Origin of the sequence: Streptomyces canarius, from assembly GCF_014650735.1 — a bacterium.
GTDB lineage: Bacteria > Actinomycetota > Actinomycetes > Streptomycetales > Streptomycetaceae > Streptomyces > Streptomyces olivaceoviridis.
The window spans coordinates 16,724-39,270 of record NZ_BMVN01000027.1 but is presented as its reverse complement, the minus strand read 5'-3'; the positions used below and the strand labels follow the sequence as shown (position 1 = coordinate 39,270).

Genomic DNA, 22,547 nt, shown 5'->3' with positions numbered 1-22,547 from the left:
GTCGCCGTCAGCCGACGCGGGCCGCGATGGTCCGCGCGCACATCAGGGACTCGGTGCGGGTGGTGTCCACCTCCAGGTCGTACGACACCCCGTCGTGCACCACCTCGGCCTGGGCCGCCGCCATGCCCCGGGTCCGGTCTCCCCGCGCGATCTCCCGTGCCGCGGCGACCTCGGCGTCGCACCGCACCCCCACCCACAGCACGTCCAGTCCGGCGAGGGCCTTCCGCCACCGCTGCTGGGAGGCCGCTCCGCCGAGGAAGACGTCGTCCACGACGATCAGGGCGCCCGCGCGGGCCGTCGCCGCGACCCCCTCCATCCAGGCGGCCTCCAGCGCCCGGAAACCCGCACCGACCTCGACCCCGCCGTCCTCGGCGAACTCGATCCCGCCGTCCGCTCCCTGGAGTCCCGGGGGCAGTGCGTCGACCAGCGAGTCGATGCCGAACACCAGCCAGGGGTCGGGCAGTACGGCTTGCAGGCACCGCGCGATCCCGGACTTCCCCGAGCTGGAACCACCGTTGAGAAGGATCACCTGAGTCGTCACCGTGCCACCCTACGGAGCCGTCCGGCCAGGCGGCCAACCCGTTCCGCGCCCCGGACCCCGGACGCCGTCATCCCGCACCGGACCGCTCCTCCCGCCCGGCGAGCCGTTCCCGGACCCGTTCCGCGTCCGGATGACCGAGCCGGGTGAGCAGGGCGAGGGCCTGCTCCCAGGCGGCCCGCGCGCCCTCCCGGTCACCGGTGGCCAGGTGTGTGTCGCCCAGGCGGGTCAGCGTGCCGGCCTCCGGATACGGGACGCCGAGCGCCCGGTACAGCGTCAGCGCGTTGCGGTAGCCGAGCAGGGCGTGCGGATGCCGGCTCAGGCAGTGGTAGGCGTAGGCGATGCTGTCCCAGGTCGCCGCCTGGCCGTACCGGTCGCCCAGGTCCTGGAGCAGGGCCAGGGCCTCGAAGCAGCGCGCGAGGGCCGGCCGGTACTCGCCGCGCAGCGCGTGGTACCAGCCGACGGAGTTCAGGACGCTGGCCTGCGCCGGCCGGGAGCCGGCGGTGCGGTACAGCTCCAGGGCGAGCTGGTTGTGCCGCAGGGCCCCCGCCAGGTCGCCCTCCTGCTCGCAGGCCCAGCCCAGACTGCGGTGGGTGCCCGCCCGGCCGACGGTGTCGCCGGCGAGGGTGAACAGCGTGAGCGCCCGGTCGAGGTGGGCCCGGCTCTCGTCGGACAGGCCCAGCCTGCCCTCCGCCCGGGCGAGCCCGCGCAGGGCGCGCGCCTCCAGGGCGGGGTCGGCGAGCCGCAGCGCGGCGTCGAGCGCGGTGCGCTGGGCGGCCAGTCCGTCGTGCCAGTGGGCGCGCCGCTCGAAGTACGGCTCCAGGGACCAGGCCAGCAGACACGCGTACCGGTCGTGGCCGGTCGTGGCCGCCGCCCGGAGGACGGCCGGCAGCACCGGGTGCTCGGCGGTGAGCCAGGCCAGGGCCGCGCTGTCGTCGGCGAACGGCACGGCCCGCGCGTCCGGCGGCGGGGGCGGTGGCGCCGGGACGTCACCGCTGGGGTCGAGCAGCGCTCCGGCGGCGTGGGCGCGCTCCACGTAGTGCCGGAACAGCCGGTCGCGGGCCTCCTGCCGCTCGGCCTCGGTGTGGTGCTCGGCGAGGAGGTCACCGGCGTGGGCGCGGAGCAGGTCGTGGAAGCCGTAGCGTCCGGGCGCCGGTTCGGTGACGAGGTGGACGGCGGCGAGTTCGCCGAGCAGCGAGCGCGCCCGGCGCGGCGGCAGCCCGGCGAGCGCGGCGGCGGTGGCCGCCGACAGGTCCGGGCCGGGGTGCAGGGCGAGCAGCCGGAACAGCCGGGCGGCGGCGGACGACACGGCCCGGGTGGACCAGGAGAAGACGGTGGCGACGTCCACCGGGGTGCCGGGCCGGGTGAACCCGTCGAGGCCCCCGCGGGCCTCGCGCAGTTCGGCGGCCACGGCCGCCAGCGGGAACTCCGGGCGCAGGGCGGCGCGGGCGGCCACACAGGCCAGGGCGAGGGGCAGTCCGGCACACCGGGCGACGATCTCGTCCACCGCCCGTGGCTCGGCGGCGATCCGTCCGGCGCCGAGCCGTCCGGCGAGGAAGTCCCGCGCCTGGCCGGCGTCGAACGGCCGCAGGGTCAGCGAACGGGCGCCGTGCGCGGCCACCAGCCCGGTCAGGTCGTCCCGGCTGGTGACGATGGCGAGGCAGCCGGGCGTGCCGGGCAGCAGCGGCCGTACCTGCTCGGCGTCCCGCGCGTTGTCCAGCAGCACGAGCACCCGGCGCCCCGCCAGCACACTGCGGTACAGCGCGGCCTGCGCGGCCAGGCCCTGGGGGACGTGCTCGGGCGGTACCCCGAGCGCGTGCAGGAAACCGCGGACGGCCTCGCCGGGGTCGGTGGCCGCTCCGGAGGCGGCGAAGCCGCGCAGGTCGACGTAGAGCTGTCCGTCCGGGTAGTGGTCGGCGACCCGGTGGGCCCAGTGGACCGCCAGCGTGGTCTTGCCCACCCCGGCCATCCCGCCGAGCGCCGAGACCAGCACCGTCCCGACGGGCTCCCCACCGGCGAGCGGGTCCAGCAGCTCGGCCAGTTCGGAGTGCCGACCGGTGAACGCGGGCAGGTCGTGCGGCAGTTGGGCGGGTACGACGGGACGCGCGACGACGCCCTCCGCGGGCGGCGGCTCCGCCGGGTCCCCGTCCCCCGTCCCGCCCAGCGCCGTCCGGTGGGCCTCCTGGAGTTCGGGCCCGGGGTCGATGCCCAGCTCCTCGGCGAGCCGGCGGCAGGCGTCCCGGCAGGTGGCGAGCGCCTCGGCCCGCCGGCCGGTGGCCGCGAGGGCCAGGACCAGCCGGGCCAGCAGGGGCTCGTCCAGCGGATGCGCGGCGGCGGCCTGCCGCAGCCGGGCGAGGACCGCGCCGGGCACGGCCGCCTGCAAGGCCGCGTCGGCCGCCTCCCGCAGCGCGGCGAGCCGCTCGCGCTCCAGCCCGTCCGCCCCGAGCCGTTCCCGCACGTCCGGGGCGACACCGGAGGCGACGGGACCGGCCCACAGCGTCAGCGCCCGGCCGAGCAGGTCCACGGCCCGCCCGGGCGCACCCTCGGCGACGGCCCGCCGGGCCTCCTGCCGCAGTGCCCGGAACCGTACGAGGTCCACGTCGGCCCCGTCGGTGACGAGCCGGTAGCCGCCCGCGCCGCGCACCAGCCGGTGCCCCGGGGTCCGCGCGGGCAGCCCCGGCTCCAGCAGCCGTCGCAGCGAGCCGACGTGCCGGCGGACCACGTTGAGGGCGGTGGGCGGCGGGCCCGGTCCCCACAGCACGTCGACGATCTCGGGCACGGGCACGGGCTGACCGGCCCGGAGCAGCAGCAGGGCCAGCAGCGCCCGCGCCTGCGGCCCGCCGGCGTCCAGCTCTTCCGCCCCCCGCCAGACCCGCACCGGCCCCAGCACCGCGAACCGCACCGACACCCCTTGTGGCATCCCGCTCCCTCCGCTCACCCCTTCGGCCCCCGACTGTACGTGTCCGGGGTGAACCGGCAGGAACGGCGGACTCCGGAAGCGGCGGCTCGCGCTACCGGTCCCGGGCGGCGCGCCGGAGCGAGGGCGTCCCGGGTCGGCTGTCCTGGACGGCCCGGCAGGACGGCACGCCGGAGGAGCGGCTCGACGTGCTGCACGCCTGGCTGGTGGAAGATCTCCCTGGCGGCCGGGTCCGTATCCTCACCCAGGAGACGCAGATCGGCCGGCCGGCCGCCGAACTGGCCCGGCAGACGCCGAACCCGATGCCGAACGGCCATCAGGCGTGGCTGGACGGCCTGGTCCGCGCCGCCGAAGCCGCACAGTCCCCCTGGGAGTTGACGTCATGACCGACAAGCTCACCGTGAGTGTCCTGGGTACCGGCATCATGGGTGCCGCGATGGCCCGCAACCTCGCGCGGGCCGGACACACCGTCCGCGTCTGGAACCGCACCCGCGCCAAAGCCGAACCGCTCGCCGCCGACGGCGCGCACGTCGCCGGCACGCCCGCCGAGGCCGTCGAGGGCGCCGACGTCGTCCTGACCATGCTCTACGACGGCCCGGCCACCCTGGACGTCATGCGCGAGGCCGCCCCCGCACTGCGCTCCGGTGCCGCGTGGGTGCAGTCCACCACCGCCGGTGTCGAGGCCATCCGTGACCTGGCCGCCTTCGCCCGGGAACACGACCTCGTCTTCTTCGACGCGCCGGTACTGGGCACCCGCCAGCCCGCCGAGGCCGGCCAGCTCCTCGTCCTCGCGGCGGGCCCGAGCGAGCACCGCGCGGCGGTCGCCCCGGTGTTCGACGCGGTCGGGTCCCGCACCGTGTGGACCGGCGAGGACGGCGCGGCCGGTACGGCGAGCCGCCTCAAGCTCGTCGCCAACAGCTGGGTCCTCGCGATCACCGCCGCGGCCGGCGAGGTGCTGGCCCTGGCCCGGGGGCTCGACGTGGACCCGCAGAACTTCTTCGACGCGATCGAGGGCGGCCCGCTGGACATGGGGTACCTGCGGGCCAAGTCGAAGCTGATCCTCGACGGCCCGTTGACCCCGGCCCAGTTCGCGGTGGCCACGGCGGCCAAGGACGCCCGGCTCATCGTCCAGGCGGGTGAGCAGCACGGCGTGCGCCTTGACGTGGCCGCCGCGAGCGCCGAGCGCATGGAGCGTGCCGCCGAACAGGGCCACGGCGACGAGGACATGGTCGCGGCCTACTTCGCCAGCTTCGGCTCCGACGACCGGTGAGGGCCTCTCCGTGCCCCGACGACGCACCGGTGTCCGCACCGGGGTCGAGCGCCGGCACGGCGGGGGCACGCTGAAGGGCGGCGAGCACGTGTGCGTCCAGCGACCGGCGGCCCGGGGCGAGGAGGCCGGCCGAGGCGCGGACCTCCGCGTTGCCTCGCTCGGCCGCCGCCGGCCGCTCGGCGCGGCGGGCGCTCACGCGCCCGTCTCGGCGCCCTCCGTCGTCTCCTGCGCCGATTCGCCCGGCACGACGTAGAAGACGGACGTGCCCTGCTTGGTGCGCTGGGCGCCGTTCTTCGCCACGAGGTTCTCCAGCGTGGTGCGGACGACCTTCCGCTGGATCCCGCGCTCGGGATACGCCTGGACCAGGGCCTCGCTGACCTCGGCGGCGGAACGGGGCTCCGTCTGCTCCGCCAGGTGCCGGCGGACGAGTTCGATCAGGGTGGGCTGAGCGGGCTCGGACGGCGACGCCTTCGTGGCCGCCGGTTTCCCGGCGGTCGCCTTCGTCGCCGCCTTCTTCGCCACCGGCTTCTTCGTCGCCGCGCTCTTGGCCACCGGCTTCGCCGCCGCGGGCTTCTTGTCGTCGGCGCGGCGCGTGCCGCCGCTCTTCTTGCGCGGGGCGGGTACGACGGCCCGCCCGGCCGGTGCGGCGAGGCCGAGTGCCTGCCGCATGTTCAGCAGGGTGCCGTGGTCGTGCTGAAGGGTGGCCAACTGCTCCTGCAGAACGGCGATTTCAGCCGTGATGCGTTCCTGCTCCTTGAGGTTGTGTTCGAGGTCGTTGGTCACCTGGCTGACGTACTGAGAGGTCAATTCGGTGACGGGCCCGGCGCTTTCCGGCATCATTTCCTCCGCTCCTGACGGTGCGACACCTGGATGATACGGGTCAGTCAACCCGTTTTCACCGTTGGCGAGGTGGCAGCGGCTGACCGACAACCCGCTCCGGGCCGCTACCGGGCGCGCCAGCATACCGCCGGTGAGTGCAGGCGCGAGTCCGGTCGGACCGGCGGGCCGGCACGTGGGCGTTACCGGCAGGGCGAGCCTGAGCGGGCGCAGTCCAGGCGCCCGCGCGACAAGGGTGACGCGGCCCGACCGTGCCGGCTGTGGCGGCGCGGCTGCCGGAAACCGTCCCCGTTGTACGGGTTGCCGTCGGCGGCGCGGCGCCGCCGGAACGCCCGCCGTGGTGAGGGACGTCCGGCCGGTACGGCACGGCACCGCAGTCGCCCTGGAAGCAGGGGTACGCCATGACCGAAGCCGCCCCAGGAGTGGTGCAGCGTACGGGCGCGGGACCAGCCGGGCAGCACGCTCTGGTCACCGATGTCCGCCGCCGTGCCCTCCGGAGCCACGGATGTCTTCCCGCTGCCGGATTCACCCAGGTGGCCCCAGGCGGCCCAGAACAACTGCTGCCGGGGCCCCGCCCCCGGGCGCGCCCGTCCCGTGACTAGGATCCCTGCCCATGCCCGTGCGTGAATCCAGCGGTACCTCCCGGCCGGGACGGCTCACCCGCGCGGTGTTGCTGCCGGTGGGCGGGCTGTTGATCCTCGCCGGTGGCGAGGACTGCCTGGGCGGGCCCCCGCCGCGCCCGACGGGACCGCCCGCCGTCACCGCCTGTCTGACGCGATCGGGGGACCTGATCGCCGACGTGAACGCCGACGGTCTGCCGGACCGGATCACCGACCCGTCCCACCGGGGTACCCGGTCGGCCATCACCTTCGGTATCGGCTCGCCCCGCGAAACGACGGTCGGGGCACGGGGGCTGGCCGACCGCACCGCCGGTCGGCAGGAGTACGTGAGCGCCGCCGTGGCGGACTTCGACCGGGACGGCTGGACCGACCTGGTCGTCGTGGCGGGGCAGGAGCAGGGCGGCGACGACCCGGTCCGGCCCCGGGTAGCCGAACTGAGGCTGGGGCCCTTCTCGAACACCGGCCGCAGCCGGCGGACCGTCCCCCTCGACCTGGGGGCCACGAAGGACATCGCGGTGGCCGACTACGACCACGACCGGTATCCCGACCTGACGGCGTACACGTACTCCGGAGACGGCACCTACGAGATCCAGGCGCGCCTGGGCGACCCGCGCCGGGGCCTGTCGCCGGACACCCGCGCCTACACGACGGACGCCCCGGCCACGGGCTACGACCCCCCGTCCCCGCTGCCCCACGCGGGGCAGGCCCCGTTCTACCCGCCCTGCGGGACACGGGAGAGGTGATCGGCCGCGGTGAGGACCCTGTCCCGCGCACGCGGCGATGTCACATCGCGGAGGGCCGGCCCGTCGTAGAGGGCGTACGAGCGAGAACCGACCCGAGGACTCGCGCCGCCCCGAGGAGCCACCCCGTGCCCACAGCCCAGGAAGCACGCAACAAAGCGACGTTCCGCCGCCTGCACGACGCCGTCCACACCGGTGACCTGGAGACCGTCTCGAAGACGATCGACGAGATCGTCGCGCCGGACCTGCTGTTCCACGCGCCGGTAGCGATGGGGGAGACGGGCGCGCAGGCGCTCAAACGCGTGTGGGAGGTGCTTCTGCGCGCGTTCCCCGACCTGCGCGTCGAGACCGAGGACGAGATCGCCGAGGGGGACAAGGTCGTCTTCCGGAACACGGTCACCGGTACGCACCAGGGGGAGTACCAGGGCCTCCCGGCCACCGGGAAGACCGTCAGGTACAACGAGATCTTCGTCCTCCGGTTCGCGGACGACCGCGTCGCCGAGATCTGGGGTGTCGTCGACGTCCTCGCGCAGATGCGGCAACTGGGCATAGTCCCCGGCGGCCCGTCCTGAACCCGCGATGTGGTGCGGGAGCCATGAGTTCCCCGTGTCCGGGCGGACGGTCGCCGGGTGGCAACAGGCGGACGACGCCGAGGAGGACGAGGCCGAACCGGCGCGGATCATCGTGGCGCCCGGGGTCCGTGGGACGGGGCTGGGCCGCGTGCTCGTCCAGGGCCTGCTCGCGCGGGCCCTGCGGGCCGGGTTCGCGGATGTCCACCTGCGGGTGCACCCCGGCGACGACCGGGCGCTCGGGTGCTACCCGGGCGCCGGGTTCCGTCCGGTCGATCCCGGCCTCGCCGAGAGCCGGAACACCGCTCAGCCGGTCGGCTACGTCTGGCTCCGGCACGACTCCGATGCTCCTCGGCGTTGACCGAGTTCACACTGATGAACTGTGCACACATGGGTGTACACGGTCGTGGCCGGTGTGCAAAGCTCGGCCAACTTCTCTTGTCCACACTGGAGTTGGAGGGCGAGCATGAGCGTTTCCCGGCGTGCGTTGCTGGCCACGGCGGCCGGTGCGGCGGCCGTAGGGACCTCCGCGGTGCCTGCCGCGGCGGCGTCGGACCGGCAGCCATCAGGAGCGACCACGCGGACACTCCGCGCGGCGGCGGACTACGCCGAGGAGAAGGTCCGTACCGTCGCGCCCGGAGTGACGGGCTTCCCGGTCGGGACCAAGTTCGAGAAGTGGACGTACTCGCGCAACGGGGACTGGGTGGGCGGCTTCTGGCCCGGAACGCTGTGGATGGCCTGGCTGTACAGCGGGGACGACGCCTTCCGCGCGTGGGCGGTCGAGTCGGCCCGGAACCTCGCCCCCCGGCAGGACGACACGAGCACGCACGACCTCGGTTTCCTCTTCTCCCCGTCCTGGGTCACCGCCTGGCGCCTGACCGGTGACGACGAGTGGCGGACGGGCGCGATACGGGCGGCCGACTCCCTGATCCAGCGGTACAACCCACGCGGGAAGTTCATCCGGGCCTGGGGCGCGCTGACGGACCGCGCCAACGCGGGCCGCGTCATCATGGACACGATGATGAACCTCGATCTGCTGGCGTTCGCGAGCCGGCAGACCGGCGACGGCACCTACCTGGACATCGCCGTCGAGCACGCGAGGACCGCGCAGCGCGTCTTCCCCCGCCCCGACGGATCCACCCCGCACGTGTTCGACTTCGACCCGGACACCGGCGCCCCCATCGGCCCCAACACGGTGCAGGGCTACAGCCCCACCTCCTGCTGGTCGCGCGGGCAGGCCTGGGGCATCTACGGTTTCACCACGATGTACCGGCGGACCGGGCACAAGGAGTTCCGGGACACCGCGCGCCGGCTCGCCGACTTCGCCATCGGAGCGCTGACCCCGGACCACGTGCCGGTGTGGGACTACCGCGCGCCGCAGCAGCCGCACGACATCAAGGACGCCTCCGCCGGCGCCATCATGGCGTGCGGCCTGCTCGACCTGCACGCGGCCACGGGCAGACACACCTACCGGGAGGTGGCGCTGCGGCTGCTCACCGCGCTCGCGGACACCTGCCTGACGAGGAACTCGGCCCGCGCCGACGCGGTCGTGGCCCGCTGCACCCGCAACCGCCCGGCCGAGGACGGCATCGAGGTCTCCCTGCCCTACGCGGACTACTACCTCCTCGAAGGCATCCTGCGCGTGCTCCGGCCCGAGGCCGTCGACCGGGCGATCGACCTGTCGCAGCCGGCCTGAGCCGGCGGCGCGGCGACCGGGGGGACGTCCTCGCGGTCGCCGTCCGCACCGGCACGGACCGGCCGCCTCCGGCCCGCCTCGTCGACGCGTGCCGTGCCGTACCGGCCGACGGGCGGCGGGCCCCGGCGACGGATGTCCGGATCTATGGGTTGCCCGTCCCCATGGACATGGTGCCGCCCGCACCCACGGGCCGACACTGAGGTCACAGCGCGATGGCGCGCGAACGACTGGCAAACATGAGGTGCAAAGATGGCTGACGAGTCCGTGGCCGGCGGAATCACCGTGCCCGACACCAAGCTCGCCCGGGAGGCGACCCAGCTCGTGCGGGACGAGACGAGCGATCTGATCTACCACCACTCGCGCCGCGTCTACCTGTTCGGCGCGTTGCAGGGCCGCCGACGCGACATCGGCTTCGACCCGGAACTGCTGTACATCGGCGCCATGTTCCACGACCTCGGTCTCGGCGCGCGCTTCCACGGCAGCGGCCGGCGCTTCGAGGTCGACGGGGCGGACGAGGCCCGCCGGTTCCTGCGGGACCACGACGTGCCCGAGGACGGCATCCGCCGGGTGTGGACGGCGATCGCCCTGCACACCACGCCCGGCATCCCGGAGTTCATGGAACCCGAAGTGGCGCTGGTCACCGCCGGTGTGGAGTACGACGTGCTGGGCATCGGATACCACGACATCGCCCCCGCCGACCGGGCGGCCGTCGTCGCACTGCACCCCCGCCCCGACTTCAAGCGGCAGATCCTCGACGCCTTCACCGAGGGCATCCGTCCCAAGCCCGAGACCACGTTCGGCAACGTCAAGGCCGACGTCCTGGAGCACTACGTGCCGGGGTTCGAGCGAGGCGACTTCGTGCGGACCATCCTCGAATCGCCGTGGCCGGAGTGAGCCCCACGCGCCCGCGGCATGTCGTGGCCGTGCTGACCTTCCCCGGTGTCCAGCTGCTGGACGTGGCCGGACCCGCGGAGGTCTTCACGACCGCGAACGCCTACGGGGCCCGGTACGACGTGCGGGTCGTGTCCGCCGCCGCGGGGCCCGTGGCCACCTCCGCCCAGGTACGGCTGGACGCCGCCGGCAGTTGGGAGGACCTGCCGGCGCGGTTGGGAACGCTCGTGGTCCCGGGCCGGCGGGACTGGCGGGAGGCCGTCGCCGACCCGGCGCTGGTGGCCGGGACGGCGGCACTGGCCGGGCGGGCCCGCCGCGTGGCCTCGGTGTGCGCCGGCGCCTTCATGCTGGCCGAGACCGGGCTGCTCGACGGGCGGCGGGCCGCCACGCACTGGCGCCTGGCCCGGGAACTGGCGCTCGCCTACCCCGGTGTGACCGTGGAGACCGACGCCCTGTTCGTCCGTGACGGCAACGTCGTCACCTCCGCCGGAGTGACCGCGGGCATCGATCTCGCCCTGGCCCTGGTCGAGGAGGACCACGGCCCCGACGTGGCCCGCGAGGTCGCGCGGGAACTGGTGGTCTTCATGGCGCGCCCCGGCGGTCAGTCCCAGTTCAGCGCGCGGCTGACCCTGCGCGAGTCCACGCACCCCGTCGTCCGGCAGGTCATGGACGTCGTCGGCGCGGATCCGGGCGCGGACCATGACCTGACCGCCCTGGCGCGCCGGGCCGGCGTGAGCGTACGTCACCTCAGCCGGCTCTTCCGGGCGCACACCGGGATGACGGTCGGGCGCTACGCCGAATCGATCCGGCTCGAAGCGGCCCAGGCGCTCCTGGAGGCGAGCGGCGAGCCCGTCGACACCGTCGCGGCACGCGCCGGCTTCGGCTCGGCGGAGACCATGCGGCGGGCCTTCCAGAACACGCTGGGCATCTCACCGACGGTCTACCGGGCCCGCTTCCGTACGACCGTCCCCGGGTGAGCCGTGCACCCCTGACCGGGCGCCGATGCGGGTGAGCGGCCAACGCCCGCCGGGGTGGGACATGTCGTCGTCATCACCAGGATTGCGGGTAGGGCCGTCGGTACGGCTCGGCGCGCTGACGTCCCGCCGCCCCGGGAAGCTCCGCCGCCGACGCCGGGGGCGCCCGTGGGTGAGGCGCCGGCACCGGCCTGCGCGCTCTGCTTCGGCGTAACCCATTTCGTGAACGGGCTCGTCGCCCGCAGGAGCGACGGCATCACGGTGGCCCTCTACGCACAGCTCGCCGGGACTGCGGTCGCGGTGGCGCCGGCGCTCGCCACCCCCGGTGGCGGCGGGACGGCGGGCGACTACTGGTTCGGGGCGTTGTCGGGCATCGGTACGGGCGTCGGGGGTCGCGTTCCTGTACGGGGCGATGGCGCAGGGGCGGATGAGCGTCGTCGTACCGGTCAGCGATGTGGGGGCCGTCGCCCTTCCCATCCTGGTGGGCGTGGCCTTCCTCGGTGAACGGCCGGCCGCCGTCGCCGGGACCGGGATCGCCGTCGCCGTACCGGCGCTGCGGCTCGCCGCGCAGGCCGCGGGGCTGGGCACGGGGCGTCGTGGTGTCGGGCCGGGGGCGGAGCGTCGTACCGGCGGGCCGGTGAGCGCCGGAGTGCCCGTCGCGCCGGCTTCATGGTGCAGTTCCTGGCGATGGCCCCGGCGGGGGCGGACGGCGGCCTGTGGCCCGTCGTCGGCAGCCGGGTCGCGTCCGTGATGGTGATCGCCGTGGTGCTCGCCCTGTACCGGTCCCCGGCGACGCCGCCCGGCCGGCTCGCGGCGGTGGCCGGCGTGGGCGGTGCGGTCGGGACCGTGGCCATCCTCCTCCACCCCGCCGCGACGCGGCACCAGTTGATGGCCGTGGCCACCGTGCTGTCCGCGCTCTGCCCGGCCATCCCGGTGCTGCCGGCACTGGCCTTCCCGCACGAACGGCTCACCCGCCGGCAGACCGCCGGCCTGGTGTGCGCGACCGCCGCCATCGCTCATCGCCCCGCGCCGACCACCGTACCGAGCGGCCCCGTCGTAGCGGACCGGCCCGGCGATCCGTCGTCCGTCGTGCCACGTGATCCCGTGGGACCCCTTAGCCGCCCCCTGGGGGCCCTGGGGGCCGTAGGGGTGTCCCGCGTCATCGGCGCCTGCCTAGCCTCCGACAGCGGAGGGGAAGCGGACCGGAAACCGTCCGGAGGCGATCCGCACGGCCGAGGCCCTCACTTCGATCTCGATCGGATGGCGCGCTGGTGAACAACGAAGAGCAACTGCTCGACTATCTCAGGCGGACGACCGCGGATCTGCGGGAGGCGCGGCGGCGGCTGCGCGAGAACGAGCAACGCGCACACGGCCCCATCGCCGTCGTCGGCATCGGCTGCCGCTACCCGGGCGGCGTCACCACCCCCGAGGAGCTGTGGGAGCTGGTCGCGACGGGCACCGACGCGGTGTCGGACTTCCCCGCCGACCGCGGCTGGGACGTGGACGCCCTGTACGACCCCGACCCGGCCCGGCCCGGCAGGACCTACGCCCGCACCGGCGGTTTCCTGCACGACGCCGCCGACTTCGACCACGACTTCTTCGGCATCAGCCCCCGCGAGGCCCTCGCCATGGACCCGCAGCAGCGGCTGCTGCTGGAGACCTCCTACGAGGCCTTCGAGCGGGCCGGCATCGTCCCGGCCTCCCTGCGCGGCAGCCGTACCGGCGTGTTCGCCGGCGTGATGTACAACGACTACGCCACCCGCCTCACCTCCGTACCCGACGACCTCGACGGCTACCTCGCCAACGGAAGCGCCGCCAGCATCGCCTCCGGACGCGTCGCCTACACCTTCGGCCTCGAAGGCCCGGTGGTCACCGTCGACACCGCCTGCTCCTCCTCCCTGGTCGCCCTGCACTGGGCGGTGCGGGCGCTGCGGTCGGGGGAGTGCTCGCTGGCCCTGGCCGGCGGCGTCACCGTGATGTCCACACCGGAGACGTTCATCGACTTCAGCCGGCAGCGCGGACTCGCGCCGGACGGCCGCTGCAAGGCGTTCGCGGCGGCGGCCGACGGCACCGGCTGGGGCGAGGGCGCCGGCATGCTGCTGCTGGAACGGCTCGCCGACGCCCAGCGCAACGGACACCCGGTGCTCGCCGTGATCCGGGGCAGCGCGGTCAACTCCGACGGCGCCAGCAGCCGGCTGACCGCGCCCAACGGGCCGTCCCAGCAACGGGTCATCCGGCAGGCGCTGGCCGGTGCCGGGCTCACCGCCGCCGACGTCGACGTGGTCGAGGCACACGGCACCGGCACCTCCCTCGGCGACCCCATCGAGGCACAGGCGCTGCTCGCGACGTACGGCCGCGAACACCCCGCCGACCGGCCGCTGCTGCTCGGCTCGGTCAAGTCCAACCTCGGGCACACCCAGGCCGCGGCCGGTGTCGCGGGCGTCATCAAGATGGTGCTGGCCATGCGGCACGGCGAGGTGCCGCCCACCCTCCACGTCGACGCCCCCACGGACCAGGTGGACTGGAGCGCGGGCGCCGTCGAACTGGCCCTGGAGCGGCGCCCGTGGCCCGCCACCGGACGGCCCCGCCGCGCCGCCGTCTCCTCCTTCGGCATCAGCGGCACCAACGCGCACGTCGTCCTGGAGCAGGCACCCGCCGACGCGCCTTCCGGCGATGCCGATCCTGCTGCGGGCGGGATCAACTCACCGGTGAGGGAGGCAGGCCACGTCCCCTGGATCGTCACCGGCCGCACCCGGCAGGCCCTCACCGCCCAGCTCGCGCGCCTGCGCGACCACGTCGACGCGCACCCCGGCGCACGCCCGGCCGACCTCGGGCTGTCGCTGGCCACCACCCGCGCCCACTTCGAGCACCGCGCCGTCGCGGTCGGCCGGGACACCGGCGAACTGCTCGCCGCGCTCGCCGCCGCGACCCCGCTCACCCCCGTCGGCGGCAAGACGGCGTTCCTGTTCACCGGCCAGGGAGCGCAACGCCCCGGCATGGGCCGGGCCCTGCGCCGGGCCTTCCCGGTGTACGCCGAGACCTTCGACGCGGTGTGCGCGCTCGCCGACCGGGGCCTGGACCGGCCACTCGCCGAAGTGATCGACACCGACGCGGAGTCGCTGACCCGGACCGACTACGCGCAGACCGCCCTGTTCGCCACCGAAGTGGCCCTGTACCGCCTCCTGGAGTCCTGGGGCGTGACCCCGGACTTCGTGGCCGGGCACTCGGTCGGCGAACTCGCCGCCGCCCATGTCGCCGGGGTGCTGTCCCTGCCGGACGCCGTCCGGCTCGTGCTCGCGCGCGGCACCCTGATGGCCGCCCTGCCCCCGGGCGGCGCCATGGCCGCGCTGCGCGCCGGTGAGGACGAGGTCGCCCCCCACCTGGACGACCGGGTCGGCCTCGCCGCCGTCAACGGCCCCCGCTCCGTGGTCGTCTCGGGTGCCGAGGAGGCCGTCGACGCCCTCGCCGCCCGCTTCGGCAAGAGCAAGCGGCTGACGGTGTCGCACGCGTTCCACTCGCCGCTGATGGAGCCGATGCTCGCCGACTTCGCCAAGGCCGCCGCCGCGTGCTCCTTCGCGGAGCCGCGCATCCCGGTCGTCTCCACGCTCACCGGCGCCCTCGCCGAACCCGGCCGGCTGACCACCCCGGACCACTGGGCGGACCACGTCCGGGGGACCGTCCGCTTCGCCCCCGCCCTGACCACCCTGCACGAGCTGGGCGTCCGGACGTTCCTCGAAGTCGGCCCCGACGCGGCCCTCACCGCCCTGGCCGTGGACTGCCTGCCCGAGGGCAGCGTCACCGTCGCCGGGCTGCGCCGCGACGGCGACGAGGAACGCGACCTGGTCACGGCCGTGGCCCGGCTGCACGCGGTCGGCACCGCCGTGGACTGGACGGCGTTCTTCACCCCCCACGGCGCCCGCCGCACCGAGCTGCCCACCTACGCCTTCCAGCGCGAACGCCTCTGGCTCGAGGCCGGCTCCGGCGGCAGCGGCGACGCCGACGGCCTCGGGCAGCGCGCCACCGGGCATCCGCTGCTGACCGCCGCGACCGACCTGCCCGACACCGGGGGAGCGGTCCTCACCGGCCGGCTCTCCCTCGCCTCCCACCCGTGGCTGGCCGACCACGCCGTCCACGGCACCGTGCTGCTGCCCGGCACCGGCTTCGTGGAGATGGCCCTCCAGGCCGCGGAGCGCACCGGCTGCGACACCGTCGAGGAACTCACCCTGCACGCCCCGCTGCTCCTGCCCGAGCAGGGCGCACTCGCCGTACAGGCCGCCGTCGGCCCCGAGCGGGACGGACGGCGCGAGCTGACCGTGTGGTCCCGCCGCGCCGACAGCCCCGACGCCCCGTGGACCCGCAACGCCGCCGGCGTCCTCACCACCGCACCCGCCGACGCGGCGTCCCCGGCCGCTCTGACCGACTGGCCGCCCCGGGACGCGGAACCCGTCGGCCTGGACGGCCTCTACCCGGACCTGGCCCGCACCGGTTACGGCTACGGCGAGATCTTCCAGGGCCTGCGCGCCATGTGGCGCCGCGGGGACGAGCTGTTCGCCGAGGCGGCACTGCCCGAGGGCGCCCGCGCCACCGCCGCCGCGTTCGCCGTCCACCCGGCGCTGCTGGACGCCGTCCTGCACGTCAACCTGCTGGACCTGCCCGGCGGCCGGGCGGTGCTGCCGTTCGCCTGGGGCGGTGTCACCCTGCACGCGGCAGGCACCGACGCCCTGCGCCTGCGCCTCACCCCGTCCGGCCACGAGGCCGTCACCCTCACCCTCGCCGACGCCGCCGGAGCGCCCGTCGCGACCGTGCGCAGCCTCGTGGCCCGCCCCGTCTCCGCCGAACAGCTCGCCGGGGACGGCGACGACCCGCTGTACCGGATCGACCTCGTCCCGGCCCCGGCCCCGGCGACCACCGACGTCCCCGCCCTGGCGGTATGCGGCTTCGGCGGCACCGGCCCGACCGGAACCGGCGTGGCGGAGACCGGCACCTACGACACCGTCCTCGACGCCCCCCACCACCCCGACCTCGCCGCCCTCACCACCGCCGGCCCCGTCCCCGGCCTGGTCGTCCTGCCCGTACCGGCCGCCCCCGGCACCGTGCCGGACCTCCCCGCCCTGGTCCGCGACCGCGTGAACGCCACCCTGGACACCCTCCGCGCCTGGCAGACCGACGACCGCTGTGCCGGCGGCCGGCTCGCCGTGCTCCTGCGGACCGGCGACCTCACCCACGCCCCGCTCTACGGACTCGTACGCGCCGCCCAGGCCGAGAACCCGGACCGCTTCCTGCTGGTCGACAGTGACGGCAGCGCCGCCCCGGGCCCCGCCCTCGCCGCCGCGCTCGCCGCCGGTGAACCGGAGGTCGCGGTGCGGGACGGCGAGGTGCGGGTGCCGCGGCTGGCCCGCGCCAAGGCCGGCGAGCCGCTCGCCTGGGACCCGGACGGCACCGTCCTGATCACCGGCGGCACCGGCGGCCTCGGCGCCCTCATCGCCCGTCACCTGGTCGCCGAGCACGGCGTACGGCGCCTGCTGCTGGCCGGCCGGCGCGGCGCGGACGCCCCCGGTGCGGCCGGACTCGCCGATGAACTGGCCGAGTCGGGGGCCGAGGTGACCCTCGCCCGGTGCGACGCCGCCGACCGCGCCGACCTGGCCGCGCTCCTCGCCGCGCACGAGGTGCGGGCGGTGGTGCACGCCGCCGGTGTCGTCGACAACGGCGTGCTGGCCACCCTGGACGCGGACAAGGTCGACCGGGTGCTGCGGCCCAAGGTGGACGCCGCCTGGAACCTGCACGAACTGACCCGCGACACCGACCTGTCGGCCTTCGTCCTGCTGTCCTCCACGGCCGGTCTGCTGGTCGGCGGCGGCCAGGCCAACTACGCCGCCGCCAACACCTTCCTCGACGGACTCGCCGCCCACCGCCGGTCGCTCGGCCTGCCCGCCGTCTCCCTGGCCTACGGCCTGTGGTCCGGCTCGGGCGGCATGAGCGCCGGAATCGACGCCGCCGACCTGGAGCGGCTGCGCCGGCTCGGCCTGCCGCCGCTCACCCCGGCCCAGGGACTGCGCACCTTCGACGCCGGCCTGGGCGGCGAGGACGCCGTCCTGGTGCCCGTACGCCTGGACGCCGCCGCGGTGCGGGCCCGGCCGGACGGTGTGCCCGCCCTGCTGCGCGGCCTGGTGCGGCCGGCCCGGCGGCGCGGCGCCGAACCCGCCCCCGCCGGCTCCTGGCGCGAGCGGCTGGCGCCACTGCCGGACGCCGACCGGGACCGCGCCCTGCTGGAGCTGGTCCGCACCCATGTCGCCGGCGTCCTCGGGCACCCCTCGCCGGAGTCGGTCGACCCGGGACGCGCCTTCCAGGAGATGGGCTTCGACTCGCTCGCCGCCGTCGAACTGCGCAACCTCCTCGCCGGCGCCACCGGCCTCACCCTCCCGGCGACGCTGGTGTTCGACCAGCCCACGCCCCACGCGCTCGCCGCCCACCTCAAGACCGCGCTCGTGCCCGGACCGGCCGACCAGGCCCGCTCCGCGCTGGCCGAACTGGACCGCCTCGAAGCCGCCCTGCACGCCCTGCCCGACCAGGACGGCAGCCACGCCCGTGTCACCGCGCGCCTCGAAGCGCTGCTGCGGGGCTGGCAGGACAGCCACGCGCGCCCCACCGGGCCCGGGTCACCGGCCGACGTCCACGACGCCAGCGACGAAGAACTCTTCGCCAGGATCGACAACGAACTGGGAGCCCTGTGATGGAAGACTCGGCCACGGCCGGCAAGCTCCGCGACTACCTCAAGCGGGCCACGACCGAGCTGGAGCGCAGCCGCCGCCGCGTACGGGAGCTGGAGGAGCAGGACCACGAGCCCGTCGCCGTCATCGGCATGGGCTGCCGCTACCCCGGCGGCGTGCGCACCCCCGAGGACCTGTGGCGCGTCGTCGACGAGGGCATCGACGTCGTCACCGAGTTCCCGGCGGACCGCGGCTGGGACGTCGAGGCGATCTACGACCCCGAGCCCGGAGCCCCCGGCAAGACCTACGTCCGCCACGGCGGCTTCCTGCACGACGCCGCCGAGTGCGACCCCGCCTTCTTCGGCATCAGCCCCAAGGACGCGCCCGGCACCGACCCGCAGCAGCGGCTGCTGCTGGAGGTCACCTGGGAGGCCTTCGAGCGGGCCGGTATCGACCCCACCACGGTGAAGGGCACCCCGACCGGCGTGTTCGTCGGCCTGATGCACCACGACTACGTCGGCGGCACCATCTCCGGCAGCATCGTCTCCGGCCGCATCGCCTACACCCTCGGCCTGGAGGGACCGGCGGTCACCATGGACACCGCCTGCTCCTCCTCCCTGGTCGCGCTGCACTCGGCGATCCAGTCGCTGCGCAAGGGGGAGTGCTCCCTGGCGCTGGCCGGCGGCGCCGCCGTCATGGCCAGCCCCGAGATGTTCATCGAGTTCAGCGAGCGCCGCGCGCTGTCCCCCGACGGCCGCTGCCACTCCTTCTCCGACGACGCGGCCGGCGCCGCCTGGGCCGAGGGCGCCGGCATGCTCCTCGTGGAGCGCCTGTCGGACGCCCTGCGCAACGGCCACGAGGTGCTGGCCGTCGTCCGCGGCTCCGCCGTCAACCAGGACGGCGCCTCCAACGGCCTCACCGCGCCCAGCGGTCCCGCCCAGATCCGCGTCATCCGGCAGGCCCTCGCCGACGCCCAGCTCGCCCCGCACCACATCGACGCGGTCGAGGCGCACGGCACCGGCACCACGCTCGGCGACCCCATCGAGGCGCAGGCCGTCATCGCCGCCTACGGGCAGGACCGGCCGGAGGGCCGGCCCGTCTGGCTCGGCTCCATCAAGTCCAACATGGGTCACCCGCAGGCCGCCGCCGGCGTCGGCGCCGTCATCAAGATGGTCATGGCGATGCGCCACGGCACCCTGCCGCGCACCCTGCACGTGGAGAAGCCGTCCGCCGCCGTCGACTGGAGCGCGGGCGACGTCCGCCTGCTCACCGAGCCCCGCCCCTGGGACACCCCCGACGGCCGCCCGCGCCGCGCCGGTGTCTCCTCCTTCGGCATCTCCGGCACCAACGCCCACACCATCCTGGAGGAGGCGCCGCCCGTCGGCACGGACGGAACGCCGGCGGAGCGGGCCGCGCTGCCCGTCGTACCGTGGGTGCTGTCCGGCAAGGGCGCCGACGCCGTCCAGCGGCAGGCGGAGCGGCTGCTCGCCGCCGCCGGCGACCTCGACCCGTACGACGTCGGGTACTCGCTGGCCACCACGCGCACCGTGTTCACCCACCGGGCCGCCGTCACCGGCCGCGACCGGGACGAGCTGCTGGCCGGTCTGCGCGCCGTCGCCGACGGCAGCCGGGCCGCCGTCGTGGCCCCCGAACCCGGCCGGCTCGGCGTGCTGTTCTCCGGGCAGGGCTCCCAGCGGCCCGGCATGGGCCGCACCCTGCGCGCCGCGTTCCCGGTGTTCGCCGCCGCCTTCGACGAGATCTGCGCCGCCTTCGACGCCCACCTGGACCGGCCGCTGCGCGAGGTGATGTCCGACGAGGACACCGACCCCGCCCCGCTGCACCGGACCGTCTACACGCAGGCCGCGCTGTTCACCTTCGAGACCGCCCTGTACCGGCTGCTGGAGCACTGGGGCGTCCGCCCGGACCTGCTCGCCGGGCACTCCATCGGCGAGGTCGTCGCCGCGCACGTCGCCGGCGTGCTGGACCTGCCCGACGCGGTCGCCCTGGTCGCCGCCCGTGGCCGGCTGATGCAGGAACTCCCGGCCGGCGGCGCCATGGTGTCCCTGCTGGCCGCCGAGGCCGAGGTCAGGCCGCTGCTCACCGACGGCGTCGACATCGCGGCCGTCAACGGTCCCCGCGCGGTGGTCGTCTCCGGCGACGAGGAGGCCGTGGCCGCCGTGGCCGCACGCTTCGACAAGACCAAGCGGCTGACGGTGTCGCACGCCTTCCACTCCCACCGCATGGACCCCATGCTCGACGCCTTCCGCGAGGTGCTGGCGGGCCTCACCTTCCACGAGCCCCGCCTGCCGGTCGTCTCCAACGTCACCGGCCGTCTGGCCGACGAACTGACCTCGCCCGACTACTGGGTGCGGCACGTCCGCGAGGCCGTCCGCTTCCACGACGGCGTCACCGCGCTGGCCGCCGAGGGCGCCACCCGCTTCCTGGAGGTCGGCCCCGACGCCGTGCTCTCCACCATGGCGCAGGACGTCGTCCCGCACGTCATCGCCACCCAGCGCCGCGACCGCGCCGAGGACGCCGCCCTCGTCGACGCCGTCTGCCGGCTGCACCTGACCGGCACCGGCCCCGACTGGAGGGCCGTGTTCGCCGGGGGCCGCAAGGTCGGCCTGCCCACCTACCCGTTCCGCCGTGACCGGCACTGGGAGGACGCCCCCGTCCTCCAGGCCGAGCGCGCCGCGGCGGCCCGCGCGGGCAGGGACGCCGCCGACCCGTTCTGGGAGCTGGTCCGGGACCAGGACGTCACCGCCGTCGCCGCCACGCTCGGCGTCACCGACGAGACCTCCGTCGCCGCCGTCGTACCGGCCCTGGCCGCCTGGCACGAGCAGCGGCAGGCCAACGCCGCCGCCGACGGCTGGCGTTACCGCGTCACCTGGGAACCGCTGGCCCCCGCCGCCACCCCCGCGCGCGGCGGCCACTGGCTGGCCGTCGTCCCGGCGGCCGACGACCCGTGGACCACGGCCGTCCTGACCGGGCTCGCCGAACAGGGCCTGCGCGTCGACACCCTCACCGCACCCGGGACGGCCGACCGTGCCGGGCTGGCCGCGCTGCTCGCCGGCCGGGGCGGCGTCGACGGCGTGCTGTCGCTGCCGGCACCGGACACCTCACTCACCGCTACCGCCACCCTCGTGCAGGCCCTCGGCGATGCCGGGATCACCGCCCCGCTGTGGTGCGTCACCCGCGACGCCGTCGCCCACGGCACGGCCGCCACCGTCACCGGCTTCGACCAGGCCCCCGTGTGGGGCCTCGGCCGGGTCGCCGCCCTGGAACACCCCGACCGCTGGGGCGGACTGGTCGACCTGCCCGCCGAGACCGGCCCGCGCACCGTGGCCCGGCTGGCCGCGCTGCTCGCCGACGCCGGCGGCGAGGACCAGGTCGTCATCCGCGAGTCCGGCGCCTACGGCCGCCGGCTGGAGCACGCCCCGGCCCGCGCCGGCGCCCCCTGGAAGCCGTCCGGCACGGTGCTGGTCACCGGGGCCACCGGCGCCGTCGGCGCGGCCGTCGCCCGGTGGCTCGCCGCCGAGGGCGCCGACCACCTGCTGCTGACCTCCCGCCGCGGCACGGACGCACCCGGCGCCGCCGATCTCGTCCGCGAACTCACCGACGCCGGCACCCGGGTGACCCTCGCCGCCTGCGACGTCGCCGACCGTGAGGCACTGGCCGCGCTGCTGGACTCCGTACCGGAACAGCACCCCCTCACCGCCGTCCTGCACCTGGCCGGCGTCCTCGACGACGGCGTCCTGGACGCGCTCACCCCCGACCGGTTCGCCGGCGTCCTCGCCCCCAAGGCCGACGCCGCCCGCCACCTCCACGAACTCACCGCGGACCGGGAGCTGTCGGCGTTCGTGCTCTTCTCCTCGCTGACCGCCACCGTCGGCGGCGCCGGACAGGCCAACTACGCCGCCGCCAACGCCTTCCTCGACGCCCTCGCCGAGCACCGGCGCGCCGCCGGACTGCCCGCCACCTCGATCGCCTGGGGACCGTGGGGCGGCGACGGCATGGCCGCCCACGGCACCGTCCGCTCGGCCGCCCGCGCGATGGGCATGTCCCCCCTCGACCCCGGCCGCGCGCTGACCGCGCTGCGCCGCGCCCTGGACGGCGGCGACACCACCGTCACGGTCGCCGACGTCGACTGGTCCGTGTTCGCGCCCGCGTTCACCGCGACCCGGCCCAGCGCCCTGTTGTCCGCGCTGCCCGAGGCGCGGCGCGGCACGGCCGGGCCCGCCGAGCCGGGCCCGGCCGACGGTTTCGCCGAGAAGCTGGCCGGCCTGACCGGTGGCGAACGCGAACGCGCGCTCCAGGAGCTGGTGTGCGGCCAGGCCGCCGCGGTCCTCGGCTACGGCGGCGCCGACGCGGTCGAGCCCACCACCGCCTTCCGCGACCTCGGCTTCGACTCGCTCACCTCCGTCGACCTGCGCAACCGGATCAGCGGTGCCGCCGGGGTGCCGCTGCCGGCCACGCTCATCTTCGACTACGCCACCCCCGCCGCCCTCGCCAAGCACCTGGGCACCGAACTCGCGGGCGCCGACACCTCCGTGGACACCGTCCTCGCCGACCTCGACCGGGTCGCGGCCCGGCTCGGCGACCTCACCGCCGAGGACATCGAACAGGCACGGATCACCACCCGCCTCCAGTCGCTGCTGGGCGACCTGAACAAGACCCTCGGCCAGGACGCCGCCGCCCTCGCCGGACGGCTGGAGGAGGCCTCCGCCGACGACGTCTTCGCCTTCATCGACAACGAACTCGGCTCGGCGTGACCCCACCCTCCCCCGA

The 22,547-nt window shown here is 75.6% G+C and carries 14 protein-coding genes; 11 read left to right on the top strand and 3 right to left on the bottom strand.

Annotation, left to right across the window (positions count from 1 at the left end; translation table 11 throughout):
• Positions 1-7 precede the first annotated feature (7 nt).
• Together cpt and IE294_RS30355 are read right to left on the bottom strand one after the other, a co-directional pair.
• Complete coding sequence (gene cpt / locus IE294_RS30360) at positions 8-541, bottom strand: chloramphenicol phosphotransferase CPT (RefSeq protein ID WP_189891367.1); 534 nt, start codon at positions 539-541, stop codon at positions 8-10.
• A 67-nt stretch (positions 542-608) separates the two neighbouring features.
• Entirely contained in the window at positions 609-3,458 is a 2,850-nt protein-coding gene (locus tag IE294_RS30355; RefSeq protein WP_229917431.1) for an AfsR/SARP family transcriptional regulator, read from the bottom strand.
• 185 nt (positions 3,459-3,643) lie between these two features.
• On the opposite strand from IE294_RS30355, the gene IE294_RS30350 reads away from it, so the two are divergent.
• Together IE294_RS30350 and IE294_RS30345 are read left to right on the top strand one after the other, a co-directional pair.
• Entirely contained in the window at positions 3,644-3,841 is a 198-nt protein-coding gene (locus IE294_RS30350) for an SRPBCC family protein (protein WP_229917430.1), read from the top strand.
• On the top strand, positions 3,838-4,725 hold the full coding sequence (locus IE294_RS30345) for an NAD(P)-dependent oxidoreductase (RefSeq protein ID WP_189891365.1): 888 nt from the start codon (positions 3,838-3,840) through the stop codon (positions 4,723-4,725). Before IE294_RS30350 ends, IE294_RS30345 begins: the two co-directional genes overlap by 4 nt.
• 192 nt (positions 4,726-4,917) lie before the next feature.
• On the opposite strand, the gene IE294_RS30340 is transcribed toward IE294_RS30345, so the two are convergent.
• Positions 4,918-5,565 carry a hypothetical protein gene (locus tag IE294_RS30340; RefSeq protein ID WP_189891363.1) on the bottom strand — a complete coding sequence of 216 codons (648 nt, stop codon included), beginning with the start codon at positions 5,563-5,565 and terminating at the stop codon, positions 4,918-4,920.
• A gap of 610 nt (positions 5,566-6,175) precedes the next feature.
• On the opposite strand from IE294_RS30340, the gene IE294_RS30335 reads away from it, so the two are divergent.
• From IE294_RS30335 to IE294_RS30295, 9 genes are all read left to right on the top strand, one after another.
• The gene (locus tag IE294_RS30335) at positions 6,176-6,925 is read left to right on the top strand and encodes an FG-GAP repeat domain-containing protein (protein WP_189891361.1); all 750 of its coding nucleotides are present in this window, start codon (positions 6,176-6,178) and stop codon (positions 6,923-6,925) included.
• Positions 6,926-7,050: 125 nt separating this feature from the next.
• Entirely contained in the window at positions 7,051-7,494 is a 444-nt protein-coding gene (locus tag IE294_RS30330) for an ester cyclase (protein WP_189891359.1), read from the top strand.
• Positions 7,495-7,528: 34 nt separating this feature from the next.
• On the top strand, positions 7,529-7,852 hold the full coding sequence (locus IE294_RS30325; RefSeq protein WP_229917429.1) for a GNAT family N-acetyltransferase: 324 nt from the start codon (positions 7,529-7,531) through the stop codon (positions 7,850-7,852).
• Positions 7,853-7,957: 105 nt separating this feature from the next.
• Positions 7,958-9,187 carry a glycoside hydrolase family 88 protein gene (locus IE294_RS30320; RefSeq protein WP_189891355.1) on the top strand — a complete coding sequence of 410 codons (1,230 nt, stop codon included), beginning with the start codon at positions 7,958-7,960 and terminating at the stop codon, positions 9,185-9,187.
• A gap of 249 nt (positions 9,188-9,436) precedes the next feature.
• Positions 9,437-10,081 (top strand): HD domain-containing protein, encoded by a 645-nt coding sequence (locus IE294_RS30315; protein WP_189891354.1) that lies wholly within the window; start codon positions 9,437-9,439, stop codon positions 10,079-10,081.
• Between the two features lie 23 nt (positions 10,082-10,104).
• Positions 10,105-11,055 (top strand): GlxA family transcriptional regulator, encoded by a 951-nt coding sequence (locus IE294_RS30310; protein ID WP_189891482.1) that lies wholly within the window; start codon positions 10,105-10,107, stop codon positions 11,053-11,055.
• A 666-nt stretch (positions 11,056-11,721) separates the two neighbouring features.
• Positions 11,722-12,327, top strand: a complete 606-nt coding sequence (locus tag IE294_RS47940) for a hypothetical protein (RefSeq protein WP_229917428.1) — start codon at positions 11,722-11,724, stop codon at positions 12,325-12,327.
• Positions 12,324-17,783 (top strand): type I polyketide synthase, encoded by a 5,460-nt coding sequence (locus IE294_RS30300; RefSeq protein ID WP_189891352.1) that lies wholly within the window; start codon positions 12,324-12,326, stop codon positions 17,781-17,783. The genes IE294_RS47940 and IE294_RS30300 overlap by 4 nt, the downstream gene beginning before the upstream one ends.
• Positions 17,783-22,531 (top strand): type I polyketide synthase, encoded by a 4,749-nt coding sequence (locus IE294_RS30295; protein ID WP_189891350.1) that lies wholly within the window; start codon positions 17,783-17,785, stop codon positions 22,529-22,531. Before IE294_RS30300 ends, IE294_RS30295 begins: the two co-directional genes overlap by 1 nt.
• The last annotated feature ends 16 nt before the right edge of the window (positions 22,532-22,547 follow it).